26 protein-coding genes and 1 tRNA gene are annotated in these 25,627 nt (G+C 71.6%); 14 read left to right on the top strand and 13 right to left on the bottom strand.

What is annotated here, in order from left to right; all coding sequences use genetic code 11:
* Positions 1 to 2: 2 nt before the first annotated feature.
* Genes BSZ37_RS12985 through BSZ37_RS12965 form a run of 5 tightly spaced genes read right to left on the bottom strand, consistent with a single transcriptional unit; the run spans position 3 to position 3,724 of the window.
* Positions 3 to 1,121 carry a hypothetical protein gene (locus BSZ37_RS12985; RefSeq protein ID WP_095510958.1) on the bottom strand — a complete coding sequence of 373 codons (1,119 nt, stop codon included), beginning with the start codon at positions 1,119 to 1,121 and terminating at the stop codon, positions 3 to 5.
* Positions 1,122 to 1,145: 24 nt separating this feature from the next.
* A complete protein-coding gene (locus tag BSZ37_RS12980) occupies positions 1,146 to 1,787 on the bottom strand; it encodes a molybdate ABC transporter permease subunit (RefSeq protein ID WP_095510957.1) in 642 nt (213 codons plus the stop codon).
* Positions 1,784 to 2,506, bottom strand: coding sequence for a molybdate ABC transporter substrate-binding protein (gene modA / locus BSZ37_RS12975; protein WP_095510956.1), 723 nt, complete (start codon positions 2,504 to 2,506; stop codon positions 1,784 to 1,786). Before modA ends, BSZ37_RS12980 begins: the two co-directional genes overlap by 4 nt.
* A complete protein-coding gene (locus BSZ37_RS12970) occupies positions 2,503 to 3,402 on the bottom strand; it encodes a zinc-ribbon domain-containing protein (protein ID WP_095510955.1) in 900 nt (299 codons plus the stop codon). Before BSZ37_RS12970 ends, modA begins: the two co-directional genes overlap by 4 nt.
* 7 nt (positions 3,403 to 3,409) lie before the next feature.
* On the bottom strand, positions 3,410 to 3,724 hold the full coding sequence (locus tag BSZ37_RS12965; RefSeq protein ID WP_095510954.1) for an HU family DNA-binding protein: 315 nt from the start codon (positions 3,722 to 3,724) through the stop codon (positions 3,410 to 3,412).
* A gap of 117 nt (positions 3,725 to 3,841) precedes the next feature.
* Between BSZ37_RS12965 and BSZ37_RS12960 the strand changes: the two genes are divergently transcribed.
* The 9 genes from BSZ37_RS12960 (at position 3,842) to BSZ37_RS12920 (ending at position 15,041) form a co-directional block, all read left to right on the top strand.
* Positions 3,842 to 4,612 (top strand): glycogen/starch synthase, encoded by a 771-nt coding sequence (locus BSZ37_RS12960; protein ID WP_095510953.1) that lies wholly within the window; start codon positions 3,842 to 3,844, stop codon positions 4,610 to 4,612.
* A gap of 198 nt (positions 4,613 to 4,810) precedes the next feature.
* Positions 4,811 to 6,016 carry a hypothetical protein gene (locus BSZ37_RS12955; RefSeq protein WP_095510952.1) on the top strand — a complete coding sequence of 402 codons (1,206 nt, stop codon included), beginning with the start codon at positions 4,811 to 4,813 and terminating at the stop codon, positions 6,014 to 6,016.
* 49 nt (positions 6,017 to 6,065) lie between these two features.
* Positions 6,066 to 7,367 (top strand): hypothetical protein, encoded by a 1,302-nt coding sequence (locus tag BSZ37_RS12950; protein ID WP_095510951.1) that lies wholly within the window; start codon positions 6,066 to 6,068, stop codon positions 7,365 to 7,367.
* 55 nt (positions 7,368 to 7,422) lie between these two features.
* A complete protein-coding gene (locus BSZ37_RS12945) occupies positions 7,423 to 8,859 on the top strand; it encodes a hypothetical protein (RefSeq protein ID WP_095510950.1) in 1,437 nt (478 codons plus the stop codon).
* 267 nt (positions 8,860 to 9,126) lie between these two features.
* On the top strand, positions 9,127 to 10,410 hold the full coding sequence (gene eno, locus BSZ37_RS12940; protein WP_095510949.1) for a phosphopyruvate hydratase: 1,284 nt from the start codon (positions 9,127 to 9,129) through the stop codon (positions 10,408 to 10,410).
* Between the two features lie 67 nt (positions 10,411 to 10,477).
* Positions 10,478 to 10,759, top strand: coding sequence for an FtsB family cell division protein (locus BSZ37_RS12935; protein ID WP_095510948.1), 282 nt, complete (start codon positions 10,478 to 10,480; stop codon positions 10,757 to 10,759).
* Positions 10,760 to 11,761 (top strand): ROK family protein, encoded by a 1,002-nt coding sequence (locus BSZ37_RS12930; protein WP_095510947.1) that lies wholly within the window; start codon positions 10,760 to 10,762, stop codon positions 11,759 to 11,761. It abuts the gene before it with no gap.
* Between the two features lie 46 nt (positions 11,762 to 11,807).
* Entirely contained in the window at positions 11,808 to 14,570 is a 2,763-nt protein-coding gene (locus tag BSZ37_RS12925) for a putative LPS assembly protein LptD (protein ID WP_095510946.1), read from the top strand.
* 168 nt (positions 14,571 to 14,738) lie between these two features.
* On the top strand, positions 14,739 to 15,041 hold the full coding sequence (locus tag BSZ37_RS12920) for a BON domain-containing protein (protein WP_179299627.1): 303 nt from the start codon (positions 14,739 to 14,741) through the stop codon (positions 15,039 to 15,041).
* Positions 15,042 to 15,059: 18 nt separating this feature from the next.
* Here BSZ37_RS12920 and BSZ37_RS12915 read toward each other — a convergent pair whose 3' ends face one another.
* The 7 genes from BSZ37_RS12915 to BSZ37_RS12885 all read right to left on the bottom strand — a co-directional run bounded on the left by BSZ37_RS12915 (position 15,060) and on the right by BSZ37_RS12885 (position 21,400).
* Positions 15,060 to 16,283 (bottom strand): patatin-like phospholipase family protein, encoded by a 1,224-nt coding sequence (locus BSZ37_RS12915; protein ID WP_095510944.1) that lies wholly within the window; start codon positions 16,281 to 16,283, stop codon positions 15,060 to 15,062.
* 78 nt (positions 16,284 to 16,361) lie between these two features.
* On the bottom strand, positions 16,362 to 17,006 hold the full coding sequence (locus BSZ37_RS12910) for a phasin family protein (RefSeq protein ID WP_095510943.1): 645 nt from the start codon (positions 17,004 to 17,006) through the stop codon (positions 16,362 to 16,364).
* 36 nt (positions 17,007 to 17,042) lie between these two features.
* Positions 17,043 to 17,501 carry a polyhydroxyalkanoate synthesis regulator DNA-binding domain-containing protein gene (locus tag BSZ37_RS12905; RefSeq protein WP_179299626.1) on the bottom strand — a complete coding sequence of 153 codons (459 nt, stop codon included), beginning with the start codon at positions 17,499 to 17,501 and terminating at the stop codon, positions 17,043 to 17,045.
* 173 nt (positions 17,502 to 17,674) lie between these two features.
* Entirely contained in the window at positions 17,675 to 18,493 is an 819-nt protein-coding gene (locus tag BSZ37_RS12900; protein ID WP_095510941.1) for a phosphatidate cytidylyltransferase, read from the bottom strand.
* The gene (locus BSZ37_RS12895; RefSeq protein WP_095510940.1) at positions 18,494 to 18,916 is read right to left on the bottom strand and encodes a putative signal transducing protein; all 423 of its coding nucleotides are present in this window, start codon (positions 18,914 to 18,916) and stop codon (positions 18,494 to 18,496) included.
* Positions 18,913 to 20,016, bottom strand: a complete 1,104-nt coding sequence (locus BSZ37_RS12890) for a CPBP family intramembrane glutamic endopeptidase (protein WP_095510939.1) — start codon at positions 20,014 to 20,016, stop codon at positions 18,913 to 18,915. Before BSZ37_RS12890 ends, BSZ37_RS12895 begins: the two co-directional genes overlap by 4 nt.
* Before the next feature lie 52 nt (positions 20,017 to 20,068).
* Positions 20,069 to 21,400 (bottom strand): DUF512 domain-containing protein, encoded by a 1,332-nt coding sequence (locus BSZ37_RS12885; RefSeq protein ID WP_095510938.1) that lies wholly within the window; start codon positions 21,398 to 21,400, stop codon positions 20,069 to 20,071.
* Positions 21,401 to 21,573: 173 nt separating this feature from the next.
* Between BSZ37_RS12885 and BSZ37_RS12880 the strand changes: the two genes are divergently transcribed.
* A tRNA-Arg gene (locus tag BSZ37_RS12880) sits at positions 21,574 to 21,647 on the top strand.
* Between the two features lie 119 nt (positions 21,648 to 21,766).
* Here BSZ37_RS12880 and BSZ37_RS12875 read toward each other — a convergent pair.
* A complete protein-coding gene (locus tag BSZ37_RS12875; RefSeq protein ID WP_095510937.1) occupies positions 21,767 to 22,234 on the bottom strand; it encodes a hypothetical protein in 468 nt (155 codons plus the stop codon).
* Positions 22,235 to 22,490: 256 nt separating this feature from the next.
* On the opposite strand from BSZ37_RS12875, the gene BSZ37_RS12870 reads away from it, so the two are divergent.
* From BSZ37_RS12870 to BSZ37_RS12855, 4 genes are all read left to right on the top strand, one after another.
* A complete protein-coding gene (locus BSZ37_RS12870) occupies positions 22,491 to 23,132 on the top strand; it encodes a site-specific integrase (protein WP_095510936.1) in 642 nt (213 codons plus the stop codon).
* Complete coding sequence (locus BSZ37_RS12865; RefSeq protein WP_143537659.1) at positions 23,116 to 23,748, top strand: transposase; 633 nt, start codon at positions 23,116 to 23,118, stop codon at positions 23,746 to 23,748. The genes BSZ37_RS12870 and BSZ37_RS12865 overlap by 17 nt, the downstream gene beginning before the upstream one ends.
* A 111-nt stretch (positions 23,749 to 23,859) precedes the next feature.
* Positions 23,860 to 24,669 (top strand): DUF5602 domain-containing protein, encoded by an 810-nt coding sequence (locus BSZ37_RS12860; RefSeq protein WP_095510934.1) that lies wholly within the window; start codon positions 23,860 to 23,862, stop codon positions 24,667 to 24,669.
* Between the two features lie 76 nt (positions 24,670 to 24,745).
* Positions 24,746 to 25,627 carry a GNAT family N-acetyltransferase gene (locus BSZ37_RS12855; RefSeq protein WP_095510933.1) on the top strand — a complete coding sequence of 294 codons (882 nt, stop codon included), beginning with the start codon at positions 24,746 to 24,748 and terminating at the stop codon, positions 25,625 to 25,627.

The raw sequence follows: 25,627 nt of genomic DNA, 5'->3' as shown, positions 1-25,627 counted from the left end.
GGTCACTCGGGGAGAGATGGGAGGGGCGGCGGGGCCGTGACGACGGCCGCCTGGGCGAGGCGACCGAGAAGGTCGACGACACGGGCGGGCGGCGTACGCTCGATCCGGTCGGAGAGCGTCAGCGCGTCCGACGGCGGGCGGGCCGGGCGGACGTTGCCGGGCACCTCGTAGAGGATCGCGAGCGCGAGGATCCGCCCCTCCGGAGAGGCCGCCGCACGAGCGCTCTCGGTCCGGGCCACGCGGATCGCGTCGTCCGAGGCGGGGCGAAAGACGTCGGCCCCTGCCCCCGAGGGGTCGACGAGCGCGTGCGCCACTCGCCGTGGGGCGTCGAAGTCGAGGCGAACGGCGTCTCCCCTCCCGCTCCGATCGGCCAGGAGGTGGCTCAGCAAGACGATGGCGGGGAGGTCGTCCCATCCGGCGTTGATCTCGGCGACGAGACTCGCCGACGCGATCGGCTCCGGAGTCTCGAGGAGGGGCCCAAACTCGGAGTCGCGCCCGCGGAGGGGTGCGAGGGCAGTTGCAATAACGGGCTCGACCCATTCCCGCTCGACCGGGCCCGACAGCACGACGACGAAATCAGACGGCCGGTCGAAGGCGCTCGCGATCGCCTCCGACACGGGCGGGTCCGAGGGGCGCGTAAAGAGCGCCTCGACCGATCCGACGAGCTCCGCCAGCGTCTCAGCCTCGGCCACGGCGACCCGCCGCCGCGGCTCGACTGAGGCCAGGAGTCCGCCCCACGTCGCGGCGCCGCCCTCCTCGAACACGCTGCGCATCGACGCTGGGAGCGACACCCAACCCGTCGGCGCCTGGACGCGAGCGCGGTACACGTCGGCGTTGGGCTCGTGCAGATACACGACCGTGAGCCCGTTCGCGAGGGTCCACTCGGTCACCCCCGCCTGCTCGTAGACCGACCGCCGCTCGATGCGGCGCTCGGGGACGGGCGGCGGGACGAGCGGGGCGAGTTCGACCACCTCGGGACGCTCGGCGACCGGGACCGGCGGCGGCGCGGGGGGCTCGACGGCGACCACCACCGCGGGGCTCGGCGCGACCACCGAGGCGGGGGCGGTCGCAGCGCACCCGCTGGCGACGGCGATCAGCAGGACGACGGCGGCAATGCGCATGGGGAGGGCGGCAGACGCGCCAAGCTACGGTGCAGCCCCGATCGTCCACCGACGGAGCAACACGCGGGAGAGGCCCAGGCTCACCGCCGCGAGGACGATGGCGACGACGGCGAGCCGGATCGACGCGGCCTCGCCGCCGATCTGGTTGAGCCGGCTGAACAGCGCGAGCGGGACCGTCTGCGTCCGCCCCGGGAGGTTGCCGGCCACGACGAGCGTCGCTCCGAACTCGCCGAGGGCCCGGGCGAAGTGGAGCGCGGCGCCGGCCGCGACCGCGGGCGCCGCCAGAGGCGCGACGACGGCGCGGGCCACGGCCCACCGCCCCGCGCCGTCAACCCGGGCGGCGTCCAGCAGGTCGCGGTCGATCGCCTCGAAGCCCGCTCGCGCGAGCTGCACGAACAGCGGGAGACCGACGATCGCTGCCGCGATGACGCCCGCCCCCCACGTAAACGCGACCCCACGCGGGAGGACGAGCAGCAGCGCGTAGCCGGTGACGACGGGGGGAAGGACGAGCGGCAGGAGAACGACGAACTCGACGACGCTCGCCCACGGGCCGCGGCGGTGAGCGAGCCACCACCCGAGCGCGAGGCTCGGCCCGGCCGCCAACACCGTCGCCCCGACGGCGACGCGCACGCTGATCACGACGGCGTCCCAGTCGGCGGGCGTCATGGGCGAGCGGGGTCGAACCCGGCCTCTCGCCACACGTCCCCTGCTCCGACGATCGCGTCGAAGACGGCCCGGCCGCGGCTGGGGTCAAGAAGGGCCGCCTCGTAGCGGATGGGCGGCGTGACCGCCTCCGGCACCTCGGCGAGCACCCGGACGCGGGACGAGGCCTGAGCGTCCGACGCGTACACGACGGCGCAGTCCGCCGTCCCGGTCTCGACGGCCGCGACGGCGGCGCGCACGTCTCCCGCCGCCACGACGCGCGGCGCGACCTCGTCCCAGACGCCGAGGCGTCGGAGGGAGGTCTCCGCGTAGGCCCCTGCAGGCACGTGCGACGGGTCCGCGAGCGCGATCCGCTCGGCCATCGCGAGCGCGTCGGCGACGGAACGGGTCGAGGGTGCGTCTGCGGGGCCGACGACCACGAGCCGTCCACGGGCCACCTCACGACGGTCGATGAGCGCCACCCCCTGGGTGACGAGCCAGTCGATCCAGTCCGGATCTGCGGTCACGAAGACGTCGGCGGGGGCGCCCTGAGCGATCTGGCGGGCCAGCACGGAGGAGGCCGCGACGCTCACCGAGGCGGGCCGCCCCGCGGCCGTCTCCGCCTCGGTGACGTGTCGGACGACGTCGACGGTGGAGGCGGCGGCGAACACGAGCGCGGCGCCGTCGTCGCGCGCGCAGCCCCCGAGAAGCGCGACGGCGAGGCCGAGCGCGGCGCGCGTCACCCGCCGGCGGGGCCCATCGAGGCGAGCGCCGCCTCCGCCCGCTGTCGAACCGGCGCGCCGGGCGGGGCGATCTCCACGATCCGCTCAAACGCCACCCGTGCGCTGTCGACGCGGCCGATCATCAGGCGCCGCTCGGCCAAGAGGAACGTGGCGTCGAGGTTGTCGGGATCCGCGTCGAGGACGGTGCGGAGTTCCTGGATCGGACGCATCGGATCCGCCGGGTCGAAGGTCGCGGCCTCGGCGAGGGCCACGCGGACCTGCGGATCCTCCTCGAGCGCGAGACTCCGCTCGAAGTCCTCGATGGCCCGCCGCGCCCAGCGGACGCTCGACGTGGGGTCGGTCTGGACCGTGTTGAACGCCGCCGTGAGATAGTACCGGCCGGACTCGTACCACCCCTCTGCCGTCCCCAGGTCGGCGAAGCGGTCGGCCGCGGCCTGGAGCGAGTCCGGAAGCGGGGGGGCCCCCTCGGGAATCGGCGCGGCCTCCCCGACCTCTTCGGTGGCCGGCGCCGGCTCGGGGGCGTCGCGGGGCGAGAGCAGCGTCAGCCCGTAGAGCGCGACGACGGCGAGCACGCCGAGGCCGACGACCATCAGCCCGCGCTTCCCGGCGGCCGACGACGGCCGCTCGCCCGCCGTCGGAGCCGCGGGGGCGGGTGTGGCGGTCGGCGCTTCGACGGGGAGGTCGGCGCCACAGGCGTTGCAGAAGCGGCTCCCGGGCGGGTTCACGTGGCCGCATGCGGGGCAGGCCGCTCCGGCCCGCGGCTGGCCCTCCGCCTCGACCGACTCGGCCGGCGGGTCCGCCGAGACCGACGGGGTCGCGGCAACGGGCGTGCCGCACAGGTCACAGACGGTGGCCTCGGGGTCGAGGCTCGCGCCACACGAGTCGCAGGCCGGCATGGGTCGTCTAGGCGTCGTCCTCCGCACCCACCAGCCGCTCGGCCCCCTCCTCCTCGACGCGGCGGCGGAACTCCTGGGCGGGCTTGAAGACGGGGACCATCCGGCGCGGGACCGGCACGGGCTGGTCGGTCCGCGGGTTGCGCGCCGTGCGGGGCGCGCGCTCGACGGACTTGAACGTGCCGAATCCTCGGAGCTCGACCCGGTCGCCCTCCGACACGGCGTCGAGGACGGTGTGCATGAACCCGTCGACCACGGCCTCCGTCTCCAGTTTGGTGAGGCCGGTGGCCTCGGCGATACGGTCGACGATCTGAGCTTTGGTCACGGGTCGGAGGCCGGGCGAGCGACCATGATACGAGCGCCTCGGCGAGCACGGTGGCGGCCCCCCCCCCAACGGAGTTAGTTTTCACGCGCCGAATCGAGGTCCCACCGTCCCCCATCGATGCGAGTACTGTTCGTCGCCGGAGAAGTCGCCCCGTTCTCCGAGACCACCGAGGTCTCCCAGGTTCTCCGGGTCCTCCCGGAAGCGCTCCAGGAGCACAAAGACGTCGAGCCCCGCATCCTGATGCCCCGCTACGGCGTGGTGTCGGAGCGCCGGAACCGGCTCCACGAAGTCATCCGCCTGTCCGGTGCCGAGATCGAGGCCGGCGACGCCAAGGACACCCTCAAGGTGAAGGTGGCCTCGATCCCGGGCATCCGGCTCCAGGTCTACTTCATGGACTCCGTCCACTTCTTCAAGCGGAAGGGGCTCCACCAGGAGCGGAAGTCGGAGAAGGTGTTCGAGGACAACCCGGCCCGCGCCCTCTTCTTCGCGCGCGCGGCGTTCTCGACCGTCGAGAACCTCGGCTGGCGACCCGACGTGGTCCACGCCGCCGGCTGGATCAGCTCGTTCGTGCCACACGTCTTGCAGGAGGAGCTCGGCGACAGCGAGGTCCTGTCGGGCGTCCGGACCGTCTACACGCCGGAGGGCGACGACGGGTACAGCCACACGCTCACGGCCGAGGAGGCCGAGGGCCTCGGCCTGCCGGCCGGCTGGGCCGGGAAGACGATGCGCCAGATCGGCCTCGACACGGCCGACGCCGCGGCCTACGCCGGCTCGGACCGCGCCGCCGACGGCGAGCCCACCGGGCCGACGCTCAGCGAGGACCCCGAGGCCGTCGCCGACACGGCCGCCGAGCTGTACACGTCGCTCGGACCAGCCCTCGCGGCGTAGCCCCCACGCCCCTCCCACACGGCACGCGGCCGGGCAGCGACGCCCGGCCGCGTCGCTTTTTTGCAGGATCCGCCCGGTCGGGCGCCTCGCAGACTCGCTAGGCTGGAGGTCCGTCGTCCCTTTCGGCGCGCCCTCATGCGAATCGCGGCGGGGCGTCGTTGGGAAGGCGCCCCGTCCCCCCGACCGACACCGCCCCCCGTGAGATTCACCGTCGCCGCCGCCGCGGCCGTCCTCCTCCTCTCCGCCTGCCAGGACCCCGCCGGGGTCGGCCTCGGCCTGATCGACGAGGAGCAGCTCGATCCGAACGTCCGGACGGTCCCCGTGACGACCTACACGGAGGTCCCAGACACGACGGTCGCCATCGGCATCGCGTCCACCAGCACGACGACGGCGATCCAGACGCGCGTGCTCGCCGGCCGCGTGGTGGACCCCGTCTTCGGCGACGCCCGCGCCGTCGCCTACGTCGACCTCCTCCAGCCCAGCACCCTCGACGGCGACGCCGAGGCGGGCGACGTGACCGACGCGTGGCTCGAGCTCGACCGCGCCTACGCCTACGGCGACACGACGACGGCCCTCCCGCTCGAGCTCCGCGAGATCCAGGGCAGCTGGGAGGTCGACACGAGCTACCCGGCCGACACGCTGTTCGCGACCGGCGACGTGCTCTCGACTACGACCGTCGTCGCGTCCGACACGCTCCGGCGGTTCGACCTGCCCGACGCGTGGGTGAGCGCGAACGCCGCCCTCCTCCTCAGCGACGACTTCGACGACGACTTCGAGGGTTTCGCGCTTGACGTGCCGGCCTCGTTCGTGGCGGCGCCCGGCGTCGTCTTCGGGTTCAACACGTTCGCCAGCGAGGGCTCCGGGCTCCGCGTCGTCGTGGGCGAGGACACGGTCCGCTTCCCGCTCTCCGAGGTGTTCTCGTCAATCGCCACCGAGGCCCCGACGATGGTGCCCAGCGGCACGCTCGGCGTCCGCGCCAGCCCCGGCGCGGCGGTCCGGTTCGACGCCGACTTCTCGCCGATCGGGTCGACCCCGCTGGCGCGGGCCCGCATCCGGCTGCCACTGGACGCGTCGCTGGCTCGCGACGGGGCGTTCGTCCGCCCGATCGCCAGCCGGTCGTTCCTCTACGGCATCCGCACGGTCGACGGTGAAGAAGAGCTCGTCCGGCTTTCCGACAGCGTCGTGTACGATGGCTCGGGCGAGCTGACCGTCGTCGCGACGACGGGGCTGACACAGCAGGTGCAAGCGCTCCTCCTCGACCCCGCGCAGGCCTTCGAGCGGTACGAGTTGCGATCCGTCACGGGGATCCCCTCGCTCGACATCTTCCCCCTCCTCCTGCCGGAGTCGCAGCCCGACCCCGGCCCGCGGTTCACGCTGACCCTCGTCGGCTCCGCGCCGGAGTAGCAACGTCCGCGCCGCTCGCGTGTCCCCCGCTCTGACCCCTCTCGTGTCCATGCGCCTCTCCGCGCTCCTCCTCGCCCTCGTCGTCTGCGCCGGTGCGCGGGCCCAGGGGCAGAACAACTACGGCTCGATCTACTCGCTGTACGGCCTCGGCGAGCGCGTCGAGTTCGGGTCGTCCCAGTCGGTCGCGCTGGGCCACGCCGCGACGGCGCTCCGGTCCGGGACGTACGTGAACCTGTCGAACCCGGCGCTCTGGTCGGACCAGGCGCTCACGACGTTCTCGGCGGGCGCGAGCCTCGCGACGGTCCGCGGCGAGGACGCGCTCACGGACGAGGCCAGCGTCGGGACCGCGGGCGACCTGTCGTCGCTCCACCTCGGGGTCCCGCTCCTCCCCGGCCGCCTCGGCGTCACGCTCGCCTACCGCCCCTTCTCGCGCGTCAACTACCGGGCCGCCATCCGCGACTCGCTCTCGGTCGAGGGCGACATGGCCCCGTACACCCTCAACCAGGAGGGCGCCGGCGGGCTCCAGCAGCTCTCGGCCGGCGTCGGCGCGAAGGTCGGGTCGTTCCTCCAACTCGGCGCCTCCGCCGACGTCCTGTTCGGCTCGCAGGAGCTTCTCCAGCGGACCGACTTCGACGACAACGTCTTTCTCGAGACCCGCCAGGCGCGCGTGACGCGGCTCCGCGGGATCACCGCCACGCTCGGCGCGGCGGTCACGGCCCGCAACCTCGCCACCGACGACGACGCCCTCACGGTCGCCGCCTCGGTCCGACTCCCCGCGGCCCTCGACGCCTCGCGGACCGTCACGCTCGGCGAGAGCCTCGACCGCGACACGCTCCGCGCCCCCGACGGCAGCCTCTCCGTCGACGGCGACGTGACGATCCCCCTCGCCGTCCGCGGGGGCGTGGCCTACCTCTCGGGGCTCCGTTGGCTCGCCGCGCTCGACGCGTCGTACGAGCCGTGGTCCGGCTTCGACAGCTCGTTGCCCGTCGGCGGCTACGACCCGGGCACCGGGCTCGACCTGCTCAGCGACCGGGTCCGCGTCGGCGGCGGGTTCGAGATCACGCCGGCGGGCCGGGACCGCCGCGCGGGCGTGTTCCAGCGGTCGTCGTACCGGATCGGCGGGTACGCCGAGAACGGGCTCTACGCCCCGGCCGGCGAGGACGTCACGACGCTCGCGCTCACCGGCGGCGTCTCGGTCCCAAACCGCCTGACCGGCGCCCGGTTCGACCTCGGGCTCGAGGTCGGAACCCGCGGTTCTGCCGAGGGCGTACTCGTCCGTGACACGTTCTTCAAGGGGACGCTGACGCTCAACTTCGGCGAGCGCTGGTTCGTCCGCCGCCGCTTCGACTAGGTTCCGCGGGGCTCGCCCCACTCTCACCCCTCTCGACACGACACACCCTCGGCCCATGCGACCGACCCGCCTCGCCCTCTTCCTCCTCGCCTTCGGCGTCTTCGCCGCGTGCAGCGCGCCACCCTCGACCGGCGGGAACGTCTCGCGCGACGACACGCCGTTCGTGCCCGACACGCCGACGGCGTACGGCCCGGGCGACTACTGCGCCGACACGTACGTCCTGATCCAGGAGACGACGCGGGCCAACTTCAGCCTCGGGTCCGAGTACTACCGGAACGGGGACTACTGCGCGGCCTACCCCTACATCACGTGGCTCCTCGAGAACGAGCCGCTGTTCACGGGCGAGGACCCCGACGACCGGAACTACCTCCGGATGGCCTCGATCTACGAGGACTTCGCGGCCCAGGTCGACTCCACCAACCGGACCGAGAAGGTGGCCTACCTCGACTCGGCGCTCGCGTCCCGCGCGGCCGGCGTCGAGGCGATGCGGGCCCAGAACATCGCCTACGACCCGTACCTCCGCGACCTCCGCGAGGGCTTCTTCTTCTTCCAGAACAGCGCCTACTACGACGACGCGGCCGAGCGCCAGTTCGACGCGTTCAACCGGGCGTTCGAGGCCCAGCCGGACAGCCTCGAGGACTGGTACATCGTTCAGCTCTTCAACGCCTCAGCCGACGAGTTCGGGGCCGAGCAGCCGAACCCGGACCGGGCCGAGTTTATCCGCCAGATCGCCGCGGCCCTCGACGACGCGGCGCTGCAGCAGAGCTACACGCAGTACGCCGACTACATCGAGACCGACCCGGCCGAGCAGGGTGGCGTCTCCGTCGGCTCCGACGAGGCCGTCGAGGCGCTGATCGCCGACCTCCGAGGGGGGTCCATCGGGGATCAAGAGGCCTTGCAACTCCTCGGCGTCGTGCTCCAGCAACCCGACCGATTGGAGGCGCTCGGTGAGGACGTGGCCGAGATCCGGAGTCAGATCCTCCGCCTCGACGTCATCACGAGCCAGGTCGACAACCCGCGGACGCTCCTCGCGCTGGCCTTCCAGGCCTACCGCGACGGCGAGTCGGGCAGGGGCAACGACCTCTTCAACCGGGCCATCACGAACGCCCAGTCGAACGCCCAGCGCGCCGACTTCTTCTACTCGCGCGGCGTGAGCGCCTACGGGTCGTCGTCCGACTTCAACCGGGCGCTCGAGTACTTCCCGAACCACGGCCCGAGCCTGTACCGCCGCGCCGGACTGATCGCCCAGTCGGTCGGCCGCCCGTCGTCGCTCCGGGGCCGGTTCGCGTACTGGTGCCTCGCCGACATCTACCGAAACGTGGCCGCCTCAAGCTCGAGCGCGGAGATCGCGGCCAGCGCCCGCCGCGCCGCCGCCGGCTACGAGCGGGCCGGGCCGTCGCGCGACCAGTACTTCCTCGAGGGCTTCAGCCCGGGCCAGTCGGTCTCGGCCAGCCTCGGGGCGTACGGCTCGTGCACGACGCGCGTCCGCTAGCCTGACCCGCTCCGCCTCGACACCGAGGCGGACCGTTTCGCCGGCCGTTCTCTTCGGAGGGCGGCCGGCTTTTTTTGTCACAGCCGCCCCCCACGAGTCCAAGACCGGGACAGCAGGACGCCACACGCTTGCTGGTGCCTCGTCCCGCCCCCCTTGGCGCCTAGGCGGAGGGAGTCGGCCCGCATTCCGCGTATCGAAACGGTGGCTCGTTGGGCACTCCGGCGGGCGTCGCCGGTATCTTGGGGCCCTCCCCTCCCCCGACCCGCCATGTCCGTCATCGCCTCCGTCCACGCCCGCCAGATCCTCGACAGCCGGGGCAACCCCACCGTCGAGGTCGACGTGATCACCGACGACGGGGCCGTGGGACGCGCAGCCGTGCCCTCCGGCGCCTCGACCGGCGAGTACGAGGCCGTCGAGCTCCGCGACGGCGACGACGACGTCTACCTCGGCAAGGGCGTCCTCACGGCCGTCAATAACGTCAACGAGACGCTGGCGGCGGAGGTGATCGGCCTCGACGTGCTCGACCAGCCGGCGCTCGACGCCGCGCTGCTCGAGATCGACGGGACCGACAACAAGTCGAAGCTGGGCGCCAACGCGCTTCTCGGCGTGTCGCTGGCGGCCGCCCGCGCCGGCGCCATCGTGGCCGGGCTCCCGCTCTACGCCTACCTCGGCGGCGCCAACGCCCGGCGCCTCCCGGTGCCCATGATGAACATCATCAATGGCGGCAAGCACGCCGACAACTCGGTCGACCTCCAGGAGTTCATGGTGATGCCCGTCGGCGCCGAGACGTTCTCGGAGGGCCTCCGGATGGGCGTCGAGGTGTTCCACCACCTCAAGGCGGTCCTCAAGAAGAAGGGGTACTCGACGGCCGTCGGCGATGAGGGCGGGTTCGCCCCGAACCTCGGCTCGAACGAGGAGGCCATTGAGGTCATCCTGGAGGCCGTCGAGCAGGCCGGCTACGAGGCCGGCGAGGACCTCTACATCGCGCTCGACCCCGCCGCGTCGGAGATGTACGAGGACGGGAAGTACGTCTTCTACAAGTCCGACCCGGACCGGAAGCTCTCGTCGGAGGAGATGGTCGAGTTCTGGGCCGGCTGGGTCGAGGAGTACCCGATCATCTCGATCGAGGACGCCATGGACGAGAACGACTGGGACGGCTGGTCCGCGCTGACCGAGGCCGTCGGCGAGCAGATCCAGCTCGTCGGCGACGACCTGTTCGTGACGAACACGACGCGGCTCCAGCGGGGGATCGACGAGGACACGGCCAACGCCATCCTCATCAAGCCGAACCAGATTGGGACCCTGACCGAGACGATGGAGGCCGTGGAGCTCGCCCACCGCTACGCCTACGCCTCGGTCATGAGCCACCGCTCGGGCGAGACCGAGGACACGACGATCGCTGACCTCGCGGTCGCCTGCGGGTGCGGCCAGATCAAGACGGGCTCGGCCTCGCGGAGCGACCGCCTCGCCAAGTACAACCAGCTCCTCCGCATCGAGGAGCTCCTCGGCGACGCGGCGATCTACCCGGGCATGGAGGCGTTCCGGTTCTAGACCGGGCGACCGTGGTGGGCGGCCCCGCCGGTCCTCGCTACCTTCAGGGATCCCCCCACCCGTCGCCATGAGCAAGCGCTTTCGCCGGAACGTCCTGATCGCCGGGGTGATCGGGCTCGGACTCTGGGTCGCGTTCTTCGACAGCCACAGCGTGTACCGCCGGGCGAGCTACGCCCACGAGCTCGACCGGCTGACCGTCGAGAACCAGCGGCTCGCCAAAGAGAACGAGACGTTGGAGGCCCGGCTGGACGCCGGCCTCGACGACGTGACGCTCGAACGGGTGGCCCGAGAGGAGTACGGGATGCGCCGCCCCGGCGAGCGCGTCTACCGCGTCGAAGCGTCGGAGTAGATGCCCGAGACCACCCCGGAATACGCCGTCGGCGTCGACCTCGGCGGGACGAACCTCAAGGTCGCGCTCGTCGAGCGGACCGACGGGATCGTCCGACAGGCGACGCTGCCGACCGAGGCCGAGCACGGCCCAGAGCGCGTGCTCGACCGGATCGTGGAGGGCGTCCAGCGGGTCGTGCAGGGGTTCGAGGCCCACGGCCACGTCGAGGGCATCGGCGTCGGCGTGCCGGGCGTCGTGTCGATGGACCGGACGACGGTGACGAAGCCCCCGAACATCCCCGGTTGGGAGCGGGTCCGCCTCGCCGACCACATCGGCCCGCGGATGGCCGAGGCGGGGATCGAGGTGCGGGGCCCGATCATCGCCGAGAACGACGCGAACGCGGCGGCCCTCGGCTCGGCGTTCTACGGGGCCGGCGTCCCGTTCGACTCGTTCATCATGGTCACGCTCGGGACGGGCGTCGGCGGGGCCATCATCGTCGACAACCGGCTGTTCCGCGGGACGACTGGCGCCGCGGGCGAGATCGGCCACATGACCATCGACTACGAGGGGCCCTACGACCGGACCGGCGTGGCGGGCGCGCTGGAGGCCTACCTCGGGCAGAAGTTCCTCTCGCGGCACGCGCGCTATCAGCTCCTCGCCCGGGAAACGAACCTCTACGCGACGTCGGGCCGCGACCTCGAGCACGTGACCCCCCAACGGGTCCACGCGGCCGCGCTGGCGGGCGATGAGGCCGCGCGCGAGGTCCTCACCTGGGCCGGCCACAAGCTGGGCGTCCTCCTCGGCTCGATCGTGAACCTGCTCGACATCCGGAAGGTGGTCGTCGGCGGCGGCGTGTCGCGGGCGGGCGACTTTCTGCTCGACCCGGCGCGCGACGCGATGAAGCGCTGGACCATGCCGTCGCTCTGCGAAGGGATCGAGATCGTGCAGGAGACGCGAGGCAACGACGTGGCGATGCTCGGCGCGGCCCGCCTCGTCTTCGAGCACATCGACGACGCGGCCTAGCGCGGCCATGGGCGCACGAAGCCGCCGCGGCGACCGTTCGGGTCCCGTGGTCCGCCTCCTCCCATTTCTGGCCCTCCTGCTGGCGGCGTCCGCCAGCGCCCAGGTCGTCGTCCCCGACACGGCTCAGGCAGGAACACCCGCCGTCGCGGACACGCTGGCCGCTCCGACCGACTCGCTCACGAGTCCGCCCGCCTCGGTCGTCCCGCGGACCGACACGGGGGCGGCGCCGGACACGGTGGAGACCCCAGCGCCTCCCATCGCACTGCCCGTCCCCCGCGCCCCGGCCGCGGAGGGCGGACTCGACCGGGCCGTCCGCTACATCGCGACCGACTCGCTCCGCGTGACGCTGGCGCCTCGGGGCGGGGCCGAGCCGGACGGTCCGGGCGACGTGGTGTCGCTCTTCGGCAACGTGCAGACAGAGTACGAGGGCGCGCAGATCTCGGCCGGCCGCGTCGACTACGAATCGGCGCGCGAGGTGCTGCGGGCGTCGGGTGTGCCGTCGGACTCCGGCGAGGTCGGCATCCCGCAGTTCCAGGGCGAGGAGGGCCAGTTCTCGGGCCGCGAGGTCGTCTACAACCTCCGCACGCGCCGCGGCCGCGTGACCGGCGCGCGGACGCAGATCGAGGACGGCTACCTCCTCGGCGGCATCCTCAAGCAGCAGGACGCGCACGTCGTGTTCGCCCAGGACGCGGCCTACACCACGTGCGACCTCGACCACCCCCACTACGCCGTCGAGGCGGGCCGGATCAAGGTCGTCGACGGCGAGCGGGTGTTCACGGGGCCCGTCCAGCTCAAGCTGCTGGGCGTGCCGATGCCGCTCATTCTCCCGTTCGGCTACTTCCCGGCGGCGGAGGGCCGGCGCAGCGGGCCCCTCCCCTTCCGCTACGGCCGCGACTCGGCGTACGGGATCTTTCTCGACGACGTCGGCTGGTACTGGGCCATCAGCGACTACCTCGACGCCCAGCTCACGGGCAAGGTGGGCACGCAGGGCTCGTTCCAGCTGGACGGGCAGTTCCGGTACAACAAGCGCTACGCCTACAGCGGGCAGGTCGGGCTCCAGTACGGGCGGATCGTGACGGGCGAGCCGACGGACCCGAACTACGCGCCGCGCACGCCGGTCGGGCTCCGGTGGAGCCACAACCAGTCGTTCCCGGCGGGCCAGCGGCTCACGGCGAGCGTGAACCTCCAGTCGGTCAGCCAGCGGCTGGCGTCGGACAACGTGAGCGACCAGCTCCAGGCGTCGACCTCGTCGTCGGTGTCGTACGCTCAGCAGTGGCCGAGCGTCGGGCGGTCGCTAAACGCGTCGGTCCAGGCGTTCCAGGACTTTGCCAACAACCGGACGACGGCCACGCTCCCGCAGGTGTCGTTCTCGCAGCAGCGCCGCTTCCCGTTCCGCTCCGGCCGCGACGACCGGTGGTACGAGAAGATCAGCTTCAGCTACACCGCCAACGCCCAGAACGCCTTCGCCTACCAGCCGCTCAGCGACTCGACCGGGGTCTCCGCCCTCGACGCGCTGTTCAGCCCCAGCGCGTTCGCCGAGGCGACCTGCGCCGACCCCGACGACCGGGCCTGCGACACGCGGCGGTTCGACTACCAAGTGGTCCAGACCGTCCCGATCAACGCCTCGTTCTCGGTCCCGCGCTACAACCTCACGTTCGGCCCGACGCTCACGTTCACCGAGACCTGGGCCGACGAGGCCGTCGTCCAGACGTTCGAGTCCGAGTTGAACCGCGTGGTGACGACGAGCGACCCGGGGTTCACGCCGGTCCGCCGGTTCGCGCTGAGCGCGTCGGCCTCGACGGAGTTGTACGGGACCTTCCCGATCCGCATCGGCGCGCTCGACGGGATCCGCCACACGGTCACGCCGCAGGCGTCGCTCTCGTTCGAGCCCGACTACGCCGCGTTCGGGTTCGTGAAGGAGGTCCAGGTAGACTCCACGAACCGGACGCGCCGCTACGCGATCCACCCGACGATCCCGACCGACCCGACGCGGGCGCTCAACCTGTCGGTCCAGAACACGTTCGTGGGGCGGACGGTCCGCGTCGACTCGACGGGCGAGGAGCGGAGCCAGACGAACCAGCTCCTCTCGCTGAGCTTGTCGGGCGGGTACAACTTCGCGGCGGAGCAGCAGCCCATCCGGCCCGTCTCCGCGCGGTTCACGACGACGGCCTACGGGTTCAACGCCAGCGGCAGCGCCAACTTCTCAGCCTACGCCGTCGACACCCTGGCGACGGCCTCGCCCGTGACGTACTTCGAGACGAACGGCCGGCCGCTCCGGCTCACGAACTCAAACGTCCAGATCAGCCGGACCTTCCAGTCGGCCCGCCGCTCGGGCGCCACGGACGTCCGTCCGGTGTACAGCCCGCCGCTTCCGGGCGACCCGTACGACCCGAGCTCGATCCTCCCACGGAGCGCGGCTGTGGGCTACGTCGACTACTCAGCGCCCTGGTCGGTCGCCCTCGGGATCACGATCAACCGGACCGCCCCGACGGCGGTCAGCGACGGGCGGACGCTCGCGACGCTCGACGTGTCGCAGTTCAACACGCGGCTGACGCAGAACTGGTCGCTGACCGGGAGCACCGGCGTCGATCTCACGTCCATGGAGATCACGACGACGCGGCTCGGGCTCCGGCGCGACCTCCACTGTTGGGAGCTCGCGATCAACTGGCAGCCCATCGGCGTGACGAAGCTGTTCGCCGTGTCGCTCTACGTCAAGAGCGGGTTCCTCCGCGACTTCCTCCGCCTCGACGTGCCGAACTCGACGGTCCGCACGGGCGGCTTTGGCAGCGGCGGCGGCCTCGGGTTCTAGGTCGGACCACCGGCTGCCCGAGGCGGGCGCGGCCGGGACCGACGGAACGCCGGCGTTTCGAAACGGAGCGGGGATGGGACTCGCGTGCCCGAATCGACGACACCACGGCGCTGCGCACGCCCTGGCACGTCGCTTGCCGAGGGATCCGATGGCCCATCCCACACGCCCTTGTCCGCCAGCGCCCAAGTCCTCGGCTACGGCCTCCCCCCCGCTCTCCGCGCCCTCGTCGACCGCCACCAGGCGGCTCGGGCGAAGACGACGGCCGACCAGTCGGTCGCGCGGCGGATCCGCGACGGCGTCCGCTCTGGCGGGCTGCCCGTCAAGGGGCTGACGGTCTACGTCCACGATGGCGCCGTGTCGCTCTACGGCACCCTCCCGTCGTCAGCGGTGCGCGAGGACGTGCTCGGGCTCGTCAGCCGCGTCCCCGGCGTGCGCCGGATCGTCGATCACCTCCGGATCGCGGACGCCTAGGGCGCCCGCCTCGGCGACTCAGCCCAGCCACTCGTCGAGGTCGGCGAGGGCGTCGCGGAGGTCGCGCGTGGCGACCGTCGACGGCATCAGCGGCTCGTCCCCCCCCAGGCCAACGCTCTCCCAGACGTCGAAGCGCTTCCGGGCGAGGACGTGCTCGCGGAGCCGGAGGCCATGGCGCTCGAGCACCGGACCGACCTCGTCGGCGCGGTCGCGGAGCTGCTCCAGCGTCGAACGATAGGCGTGCTCGACCACCTCCTTCCGAGAGGCAAACGAGAACACGTTGGTGAAGAACATCCGGTAGTCGTCGCGGCGCGGCTCGAAGAGGAGCAGGTCGGCGTCGACGTAGCGGTCGCGGTAGGCGGCCATGCCGGTGTCCATCCGGCTGCGAATTAGGGTCCGGAACGTCTGGCTCATCACGCCGGGCATCCCGCGGTCCGTGAGCCGGCCGCGACGCATGGCCCCATCGGCGACCGCCCGCGCGGTGTCGACCGGGACGATCGGGTTGACGCACAGGACGAGGCCCGCGCCGTGGCCGAACGCGACCGACGCGTGGACCGTCTTGTTGAGCACGCCGTCGACGTAGTGGCGGCCCTCGATCTCGACGGGCGGGTACAGCCCCGGGAGTGCCGTCGAGGCCTGGACGGCGAGCGAGATCGGCACGTGGTCCGCCCCCTCGGAGCCGAACACGACCGTCTCGCTCGAGTCGAGGTCCGTCGCGACGACGTAGAGCGGGTTGCGGAGTCGACGGAAGTCGTTCGTCCGACCCTGGACGGAGAACAAGGCCTCGAGATACTCCCGCAGCGGGGTGTTGTCGAACACCCCCACCGGAAGCGCGCGCCCGAGGTGGGCCACCAGCGACGACAGGAACCCGCCCGTTCCCTTCGGGTCGTCGAGCGCCTCGCGGAGCGCGTCCCACGCGAGCAGCGGCACCCTCAGCCCGCGGCGGGCGTACTCGCGGAACGCCGGCGACAGGAAGAGCTCGGGACGGAACGGGTGCTCCGTCGGCTCCTCCCCCACCACCGACCGGACCAGCTGAGCGGTCGTGATCCCGTTCCCCAGCGACGCGCCGACGAAGGCGCCGGCCGAGACGCCGACCGTCACCCGGACGTCGTTGAGGTCGAGCCCGTCGAGGGCGTCGTCGAGCGCGCGGAGGACGCCGATCTCGTAGATGGCGCCCTCGGGGCCGCCGCCCGCGAGCGCGAGGCCGACGTAGCCGGTCCGGTGGTGATCGGTGAGCTGCATGGGATCGGGGGAGTGGACAGACAACGGGCGGGCACGGTCGGTCCGCGCCCGCCCGCTGGCGGAAGTCGGAGCGGGAGGTTACGCGCGCTGCTCCTGGACGCGCAGGAGGGACTTCTCCGCCTCGTCCTTGCCCTGGACCTTCTCGACGACGACGTCGCCGAGGCGGATCTCGTACCAGCCGCCGCCGACTGCCTCGAGGGTGGGCGTCGTGGAGGCGACACGCTCCTCCTTGAGGCGCTCGATCTGGGCCGTGAGGCGCTCGACGCTCGCCGTGAGCTCCGAGATCTCCGTCCGCGTCGGGACTCCGAGCCGCTTCATGACAGTGGTCACCGTGTCGTTGAGCTGGGCCTCGGCCTGGTCGGCCTTCTCGCCGGCAAAGTAGCGGGCGTCGCTGACGCGGCCCTTGACGTCGTCGGCCGCCTTCTCGGCCTCGCCAGTGATCTGAGCGCGGACGGCGCGGACGCGGTCCATGCCGAGGCCGGGCAGCTTCACCTTCTCGCCCTTCTTGACAAGCTTCTTGAACGCCTTCGAGCCCTCGTCCTCGGCCATCGCGAGGGCGCCGAGGCCGGCGAGGAACACCTTGTGCGCGGCGTCCTGCACGTCGCCCGCGGCCTCGGTGAGGTCACGCTGGACGGACTCGACGGTGGTCCTGGCGGTCTTGACGGCCGTGTCGGCGGTCTTCTTGATCTCCTTCTGGAGGTCCTGGGTGGTCGTGGTAGCCATGGGGGTTGGGGGGCTGTTCGGACGGAGTCCGGGGGGTTACTGGTCGGAAGTCTTCGTGTCGTCGTCCAGCTCGGAGAGAGAGCGCTCGAGCCCGTCGAGGCGGGCGCGGAGTCGGTCCATCTCGTCGCGGACTTCGCCGACGAGTCCGCCGGGGCGGATCCGGTCGACGGCTTTGGTGGTGAGGTCGTCCACGCCGCGGCGGGCCTGCGTGAGCCCACTCTCGACGGCCTTCTCGCCGGCCTTGAGGGCCCGCTCGCCGACCCGGAGGAGGTCGTGGAGGAACCCGGGCGAGAGCAATCCGCGACCGTTGCGGCCTTCCTCAGAGATGATCTGGGTGAGGACCGCGGCAGTCACGTCCTGGCCCGTCTTGTTCTCGACCACCTCGACGCGCTCGCCCGAACGGACGAACCCGGCCACCTCCTCAAGGCTGACGTAGCGGCTGTCGGTGGTGTCGTAGAGCTTGCGGCTCCCGTAGCGTTTGATCAGGCGAGGCATGAGGGCGGAGTGGATCAATCGCTTTGACGCGGTGCGGCATCGCGTGTTTCCGCACCGCGGCATCCAACGTGTGATTCACAATCCAGCCCCACGTCTCAGGGACGCATCTGGCCCAAACCTCGTCCGCCTCGGGCTCCTCACCGAGGCGGACGAATGACGCAGCGCGGCGCGGGCTAGAGCAGCCCCCGCGTGAGCTCGAAGTAGAGCACGACGGCCGGCACCGCGACGAGCGTCGCGTCGATCCGGTCCAGCAGTCCACCGTGCCCGGGCAGCCACGCCGCCGAGTCCTTGACTCCAACGGACCGCTTGAAGTGGCTCTCGGCCAGATCGCCAAACGGTCCGAGCACCCCGCTGGCGACGGCGATCGCCATGACGTCAATCCACGAGACGGCCGTGCCGAGGACCGTCAGCTTGAACACGGCCACGAGTGCGAACGCGCCCACGGCGCCGCCCGCCGCGCCTTCCCAGGTCTTCTTCGGGGAGATCCGTTCGAACAGGGGCGTCCGGCCGAACGCACGGCCCGCGAGGTAGGCGAACGAGTCGGCTCCCCAGACGCTGAAGAGGACGGCCGTGGTGAGCCAGAACCGCTCCATCTCGTCGAGTCCGCTCGCCTCGGCGAATCGGAGGACGAGGAGGCTGCTCGCGAGGAGGGCCGGATACAGGACGCCGAACGCGGTCCCCGCCGCGTCGAGGAGGGGCGTCTCGCGGCGCAGGTAGAGGACGGCGAACAGGAGGCCGACCAGGCCAGCCGAAAGAATCAGCCCTGCTCGGGGCACGAGCGGCCACAGCGTGGCGACGGCGCCGAGCGCCATCCCGTACCCGATGAGCGGCTTCACGCCGCCGGCCCGGACGAGCCGGTAGAGCTCGTACTGGGCCGCCAGCGCCACCCCCCCGATGAAGAGAGCGAACACCCAGCCGCCCGCCCGGACCGCGGCGACGACGAGCGCGGCACCGACCAGCCCGGTCAGGACGCGCTGGGCGAAGTTCGACACCTAGGCGTCCTCGTCGTCCTCTTCCTCCTCGGGCACGTCGAGGCTGATCTCGTCGATGCCGGAATCGAGCCGGGCCTCCGAGATGGGGTCGTGCGCGTCGGGCGCCAGGACGTCGGCGTCGAGCGCCGCCCTCTCGAGTTCCTCGTCCGTGAGCGGTTCGCGGTCGAGGAGTTCCTGCGCGGCCGCCTCGTCCTCCGGCCTCACCATGACGTGGACCGGCGAGAGGTCGCCGACGTTGAGGTTGAACGAGTGGTCGCGCTGCGTGAGGACGACCGCGGCGATGTCCTCCTCGTCGAGGCGATCGCGCACCAGGTCGGCCTCGAAGTCGGTGGAGCACTCGAACACCGAGACCCAGCCCTCGTAGGTCCGGCCTCTCCGCTCGTCGGGGGAGTCGTCGTGGGGGGTGCTGGCGGGCTCTTTCATGAGAGGACGGGAGGAGAGGTCGGAGGAGAGGGGACGAGCTCGGCTTCAACCGGCCTCGCGTCGGCCGTGGTCCCGACGAGGGACTGGCGCCGAGCGAGCAGGGCCTTGACGACGGCCGCCGTGAGGGCGATCCCGAGCAGGCCAACATACCACGGCACCCCCATCGACTCGAGGCTCTCCAGGTCCATCTCCGGCGAATCGCGGACGACCGCTGAAGCGAGCACCGCGAACCCATTGTTCAGCAGGTGGACCGTAAACCCGGCCCACAGGCTGCCCGTCGCCCACACCACGAAGCCGAGGTAGATGCCCAAGAGCGACAGTGGGATCGCCTGGCTGAGGCGGAGGTGGTACAGCCCGAACAGGACACCCACGAGGACGATGCTCGCGGCCGTCCCCCACCCCCGCTCGACCTGCCGTTGGAGGTAGCCCCGGAACAGGAGCTCCTCGCAGATCGCGGGCGTAAGGGCGAGCGCGACGAACAGGAACATCGTCGAGAGGTCACCTCCCAGGAGCAGACCTTCCAACAAATCCACCTGCTGCTGCTCCAGCTGGTGGAGCCAATCGGGCATCGGGACGCGCTCGTTGAGCTGGCCGGTCCACAGGACGACCGGGTACAGCGTCGCCCAGCCGACGGCGGCGAGGCCGAGCCCCGGTCCGTCGGGCTTTCGGATCCGGAGGTACTCGCGGGCGTCCGGCGAGTGGAGCTTCGCCACGACCCACGCGAACAGGCCGAACCCGACGAGCTGGCCGACCGTGTTGGCGATCATCATGAGCCGGCCGTTCGTGGTCAGCTGCTCGAGGATCACCGTCATGTCGGGCGGCTCCCCTCCCCCGTTTTGCGAGAGGTCCCAGACCACTCCGATCGCGAGCACGATGGGCGCCACGACGACCTGGAACAGGAGGAACGCGGCGACGAAGACGAGGAACGCCGTCAGCAGCGGGTGGAAGTCGTTCCGCTCCAGCCAGCCCGTGAGTCGGGAGGGCCGGGCCCACGGCCACGCGTCGACGATGGCGTCGGCCTCGGTCGGTGTCGAGGCGACGGGGGCGGCCGGCGGCGCCGACGTGGGGACGGCGGAGGTCTGGATCTCGGGGTCAGTCACGGCGGGATCGAAGCGGAGGCCCTCAACGAGCAGCGACCGTGCCGGGATTCACCTACGCCGCGACAGGGTCCGCCAGCCGGTCCACGAGCGCTCCCCAATCGCCGTCGAACACCACGACCTCCACGCCGCCGAGCGCGCGGCTCAGGTCGTCGGGGGTCATCTGGCCCGGGCGGTTGTCGAGGAAGAGCCCTTCGAAGTTGACGCAGTCGGGCGGCAGCACGACGAGGTCACCGAGCGTGCCGGCCGCGGCGCGGGGCTTGAGCTCCGCGAGGAAGCTCTTGAAGTTGAGGAGGCCCGACACCGTCACGACCTCGCCAAACAGCCGGTTCTCACAGGCGACGACCTCGACATCCAGCCCCTCGACCCCTCGCAGCACGGGTTCGACGCGGTCTCGGAGGAGCGGCGCCGTGAGCGTCCCGGACACGAGCGTGACTCGCCTGGACTCGGGCAACGCGTCCGGCAGGTCCTCCGCCTGGAAGGCCAGCTCGTCCAAGAAGTCGCGGCTCATCCCGACGCCGTTCTCCATGAGCGGGTAGCCGTCGTAGGCCTCCTCGTCTGGGAAGTCGAGGCCGGCGAGGAGGTAGACCTCGTCGGAGAGGTAGACGAACCCGCGGCCGATCCGCTCGCGGAAGTAGTCCTGCCAGCGGGCGACCTGGCGGGCCAGCTGCCGCGCCTCGGACGGCGAGACGGGCCGGAGCGTGGTGAGCGCCCTCCGGTGCGCCGTCAGGCCGACAGGGACGATGCTCACGGAGTACAGCTGCTCCTCCAAATCGTACAGGTCGAGGATCGTCTTGACGAGTTGGGCCCCGTCGTTGTAGCCCGGGACGAGAACGATCTGCGCGTGGAGCTCGATGCCGTGGTCGGCCAGGAACCGGAGCTTCTCGCCCTGCCGGTCGCGGAGCGTCCGGTGGCCCATCATCTCGGCGCGGACGTCGTCGTCGGTGCAGTGGACCGAGACGTAGAGCGGGCTGAGTCGCTGCTCGACGATCCGCTCGAGGTCGCGGTCGCGGAGGTTCGTGACCGTGATGTAGTTGCCGTAGAGGAACGACATCCGGAAGTCGCCGTCGCGGAAGTACAGCGTGTCGCGGAGGCCGACCGGGTTCTGGTCGACGAAGCAGAACACGCAGTCGTCGCCGCAGGTCTTGATGCGGAACTCCTCCAGCTCGACGCCGAGGCCGGCGTCTGGCTCCTTCTCGACGGTCTCCTCCGCCAACTGCCCCCCCGTCCGGACGCGGAGCGTCAGCCGCTCGTCGGACGTCTTGAAGCGGAAGTCGAGTTCGTCCTCGACCGGCTCGCCGTTGATGGCGAGGATCTGGTCGCCCGGCGCCCAGCCGAGCGTCTCGGCGAGCGATCCGGGGTCGACGGAGGCGATGCGGACGGGCACGGGCGTCTGGGTGCGAAGCCTTGTAGACTAGGGGATTGTGGTCGCGTGCACCGTGAACCCGCCCGCAACTCCCTGTCGTGTGCGCGTGGAGACGCGACGGGCTGGTTCACGCGGTCTTGCAACGACCGTCCCCTTGCCGCCGGTCCCGGCCTCCGTATCTTGGGCCTCCCGACGCGCCCGTAGCTCAGTTGGATAGAGCGTTGGTTTCCGGTACCAAAGGTCAGAGGTTCGAATCCTCTCGGGCGTACAACGAACAAGCAGAAAGCCTTTAAGTCGCAACGACTTAGGGGCTTTCTGCTTTTCTACTGGAAGGGCCAGTGGAAGGGTTCTTAGCTCAACTGCTTCCGCCTCTCCCCTCTCCCGGCCTCAGTCCAAGGTGTTGAAGAAGGTGAAGGAGGGGTTCGCGAACTGGCCGCTGCCGGTCATCGACGCCTCGCAGTACGTGCCGACGGGGGAGCCGCTCTGATCGGGGCACGACGCCCGGTTGACCGTGAGGGTGTACGCGAAGGACGGCGCGTATAGCCTCCGGGTGACGTCGAGCGTGAAACGGTCGGAGGTCCAGGTCCCCTCGATCACGAGGTCCAGGTAGGTCGTGATCGGATCGCCGATGCGGGCCGGGGTCTTTGCGAGGGTGCCGCTGCCGGACACGGTCCCGTCGGCTGAGAATTGGAGGTCGAGGTCCAAGTCAGGGTGCTGATCGACCTGTGCGGACTGAGTCGAGATCCAGTTCCCCGATAGCGCAGCCGCCTCGGCGCTGGCGTCGAGGCCGCCCGAGTCACAAGAGGTCAGCGCGAGGGCGAGAAGAACTGTGCTGGCGGCGTTACGCAGGTTCATTGTACGTGGGTTGAGTCCAGTCGATCTGGGGGCCGGGCGGCGAGACGCTAAGGGACAATCATACCAGTAGATCGCCAGCCGTTCAGGCAGCCCGTTGGAAGGGCGGCTTGGTCACGACGGAGATGTAGCCCGTGGCCCGGACACAGGCGGCGATCCCGGCCTTCTCTTCGTAGCGCTTGAGAGCCTTTAGCTCGTCGGAGAGCCGGTCGACCTCGGGGCTGTACTCGTACGACTTCCGGGTCCTGACGGAGAGCGTGTGGCCGAGGACGTCAGCCGTCGCCCCGTCCTCGTCGAGGAGCGAGGAGTAGATGACGGGCTCCAGGGCCTTGAGTTCGGCGTCGAGCCGCTTCCGCTCCGCCTTGAGGCGGAGGTAGCGAGGTACTCCATCTTGGAGGACCGCGACGTGTGGCCCGAACGAACGGGGGCGTTCCCGGCCGACCGGGCGCTCGCCCCGGAGGTCTTCCGGATGATCGGGGCGCTCGACCCGGACTCGCTCCTCGGCAAGCGCGACCGCGCGCTCCTCGCCCTCGGGGCGGGCGCCGCCCTCCGACCCTCGGAGCTCTCGCGGATCGAGGCCGACGAGCTCGACCTCGACGTCACGCCCGGTCGGAGCGAGCTCCGGTACCAGCTCTACGGCGGCGACGACACGGTCGTCTTGGTCCCGGGTGGGGACGTGGACCCGGCGGCTCTCGTCTCCGACTGGGTCGGCGCGGCGGGGGTCGAGGATGGTCCTCTGTTCCGCGGCGTGGACCGGCACGGGAACGTGTCGGACCGGCCGCTCTCGCCGATGTCGATCGGCCGCGTCGTGCGGCGGTCGGGCGAGGCGGCCGGCCTAGACCCGGTCCCCGGCGTCGACGTCCTCCGCTGGCGTCTCTCGCCGGCTGTCAAGAACTCTTGACACCGAGAGAACGGCAAGGGCGGCCCCGCTCCACTCGAGAACGTGCTCGGACGCCGTCCACGTCATGGACCTGTTCGGGAGCCACTACGCTGTCGGGGGGCACGGCCGCCTCAGGCGGGTGCTCGTCCGTGGCTTCTACGGCGGGAGGCGCGTGGCGGGGCGGAAGCGGCATGTTCTCGTCGACACGGAGGGGCTCGTCGTCGCGTGCCACGTGACCGGCGCCGACGTCTCAGACCAGGCCGGGGCGAGGCGGCTCCTCGGCGGGCTCCGCCCGCTCCAGCCGAGGCTCGCGCTCCTGTGGGCCGACCGGGCCTACGGCGGCCGCCCGCTCGCGGCGTGGGCGGCCGAGCGGAGCGTCTGGGTCGAGATCGTCCGGCCTGAGCCGGGGCAGCGAGGGTTCGTTGTCCGGCCCCGACGGCGGGTCGTGGAGCGGACGTTCGCGTGGCTGGGCCGGTACCGCCGACTCGCCAAGGACTACGAGTGGCGGGTTGAGTTGGCCGAGGCGCTGATCAAACCGGCGATGGTCCGGCTCATGCTCCGCCGCCTCGCTCGCCCAGGGTTAGCTCGCCAAACAAGCTCTGGGGGAGCCTTTCGAGGAAGCGGCCATGCCGGGTAGCGGGAATAGGCCGCGCCGCCCATGCGACGCTCGTTGTGAGGCGGGTACGCTCGCACTGTCGCGTCATCGCGGCGCCCATCCCGACCCTCCGCGGCTCGACGCCGCCGCCTCATGCACCCCCGATCCGTCCTCCCCCTCGGCGCCCTGGCGCTCCTCCTATTGGCCGGCTGCGACGGCACGTCCGACGCTGGCACCCACTTCGGAACCGCCGCGGACGTCGGCGACGGCACCGTCCGCACGTTCGTCCGCATAGGTGCTTCGGGCGTCCCCGAGACACTCGGCGTTGCCATCTCTGAGAGCGCCCTGAGCGGGCTCCCCACGCACGCCGGCGGCGACGGACACGACCACGAGAGCCTGTGGACGCTCCGCCTCCCCGACGAGGCCCGCACTGCGGGCCTCCAGTACGACCACGTCTGGTTCGGGTGGAACCCTGAAGGCCACGAGCCCGAGGGCCTCTTCACGTACCCCCACTTCGACCTCCATTTCTACTGGGTCCCGGTGGCCGAGCGGGAGTCCTGGACGCCGGTCGACCCCGAGTTCGGGGAGAAGGGCGGCCGGGCGCCGGAGGCGAGGTACGTCCCCCAGGGCTACGTCCTTCCGCCCGGCCCAGCCGTTCCCGAGATGGGGAACCACCTCGTCGACACGGCGGACCCGACGTACGCGCCGGGAGGCCCCACCTTCACCGAGGTGCTCATCTGGGGCAGCTACGACGGCCGCGTCCCGTTCCTCGAGCCGATGATCACGAGGGCGTTCCTCGAGTCGCTCAAGGCGAGCGGGCGGGCGCACGTGGAGACGCTCGCGCAGCCCCAGGCCTTCCAAACGGCGGGCTACTACCCGACCCGCTACTCCGTCCGCTACGACGCCGACGCCGGGCAGTACCTCGTCACGCTCGACGGGCTCGTCCGCCACGCCGCCGGCTGACCCGCCGCCCCGCTGGCGGCGTGCTCGCGACGGGCGCTGCCGCCAGCGGGGCGGTCCTCCCCTGACCCCTCCTCCGATGGAACTCGTCACGGCCCCCGCCGCCGCCCTCACGCTCCGCCGCGCCCGGCCCGACGACGCCGCGGCGTGCGGCGCGATCTGCTTCGAGGCGTTCGCCGCCATCGCCGACCGCCACGGGTTCGCGCGCGACTTCCCCTCGCCCGAGGCCGCGACCGGCCTGCTCACGCACATGTTCGGCCACCCCTGCTGCTACGGCGTGGTCGCCGAGGTCGACGGCCGGACGGTCGGGAGCAACGTGCTCACCGAGGCCGACGCGATCGCCGGCGTCGGACCCATTACGATCGCGCCCGACGCGCAGGACGGGCGGGTCGGGCGGCGGCTCATGGAGGCCGTCCTCGACCGGGCCGCCGAACGCCGGGTCGCAGGGGTCCGGCTCTGTCAGGCCGCCTACCACGGCCGGTCGCTCGCGCTGTACACATCGCTCGGGTTCCGCGTCCGCGAGCCGCTGGCGGTGATGCAGGGGCCGGCGGTCGGGCGCGTGCCCAAGGGCTACGCCGTCCGCGCAGCGACGCCCGACGACCGAGCGGCGTGCGACGACCTCTGCCGGCGCGTCCACGGCCACGACCGGACCGGCGAGTTGGCCGAGGCGATCGGTCAGGGCACGGCGCGCGTGGTCCACCGCGCCGGCCGCCTCGTGGGCTACACGACCGGCGTCGGGTTCATGGGCCACTCGGTCGGAACGCACGACGAGGCGCTGATGGCGCTCGTCGGCGCGGCCGACGCCTTCCCCGGGCCCGGCTTCCTGCTTCCGACGCGTCAGGCCACCCTCTTCCGGTGGTGCCTCGCGCACAGGCTCCGCGTCGTCTTCCCGGCGACGCTCATGAGCGTTGGGCTCTACGGGGAGCCGGCCGGGCCCTTCCTCCCCTCCATCCTCTACTAG

Origin of the sequence: Rubrivirga marina (genome assembly GCF_002283365.1) — a bacterium.
Taxonomy (GTDB): domain Bacteria; phylum Bacteroidota; class Rhodothermia; order Rhodothermales; family Rubricoccaceae; genus Rubrivirga; species Rubrivirga marina.
The sequence above is the reverse complement of the archived record's forward strand: the minus strand, read 5'-3'. Positions and strand labels throughout refer to the sequence as shown.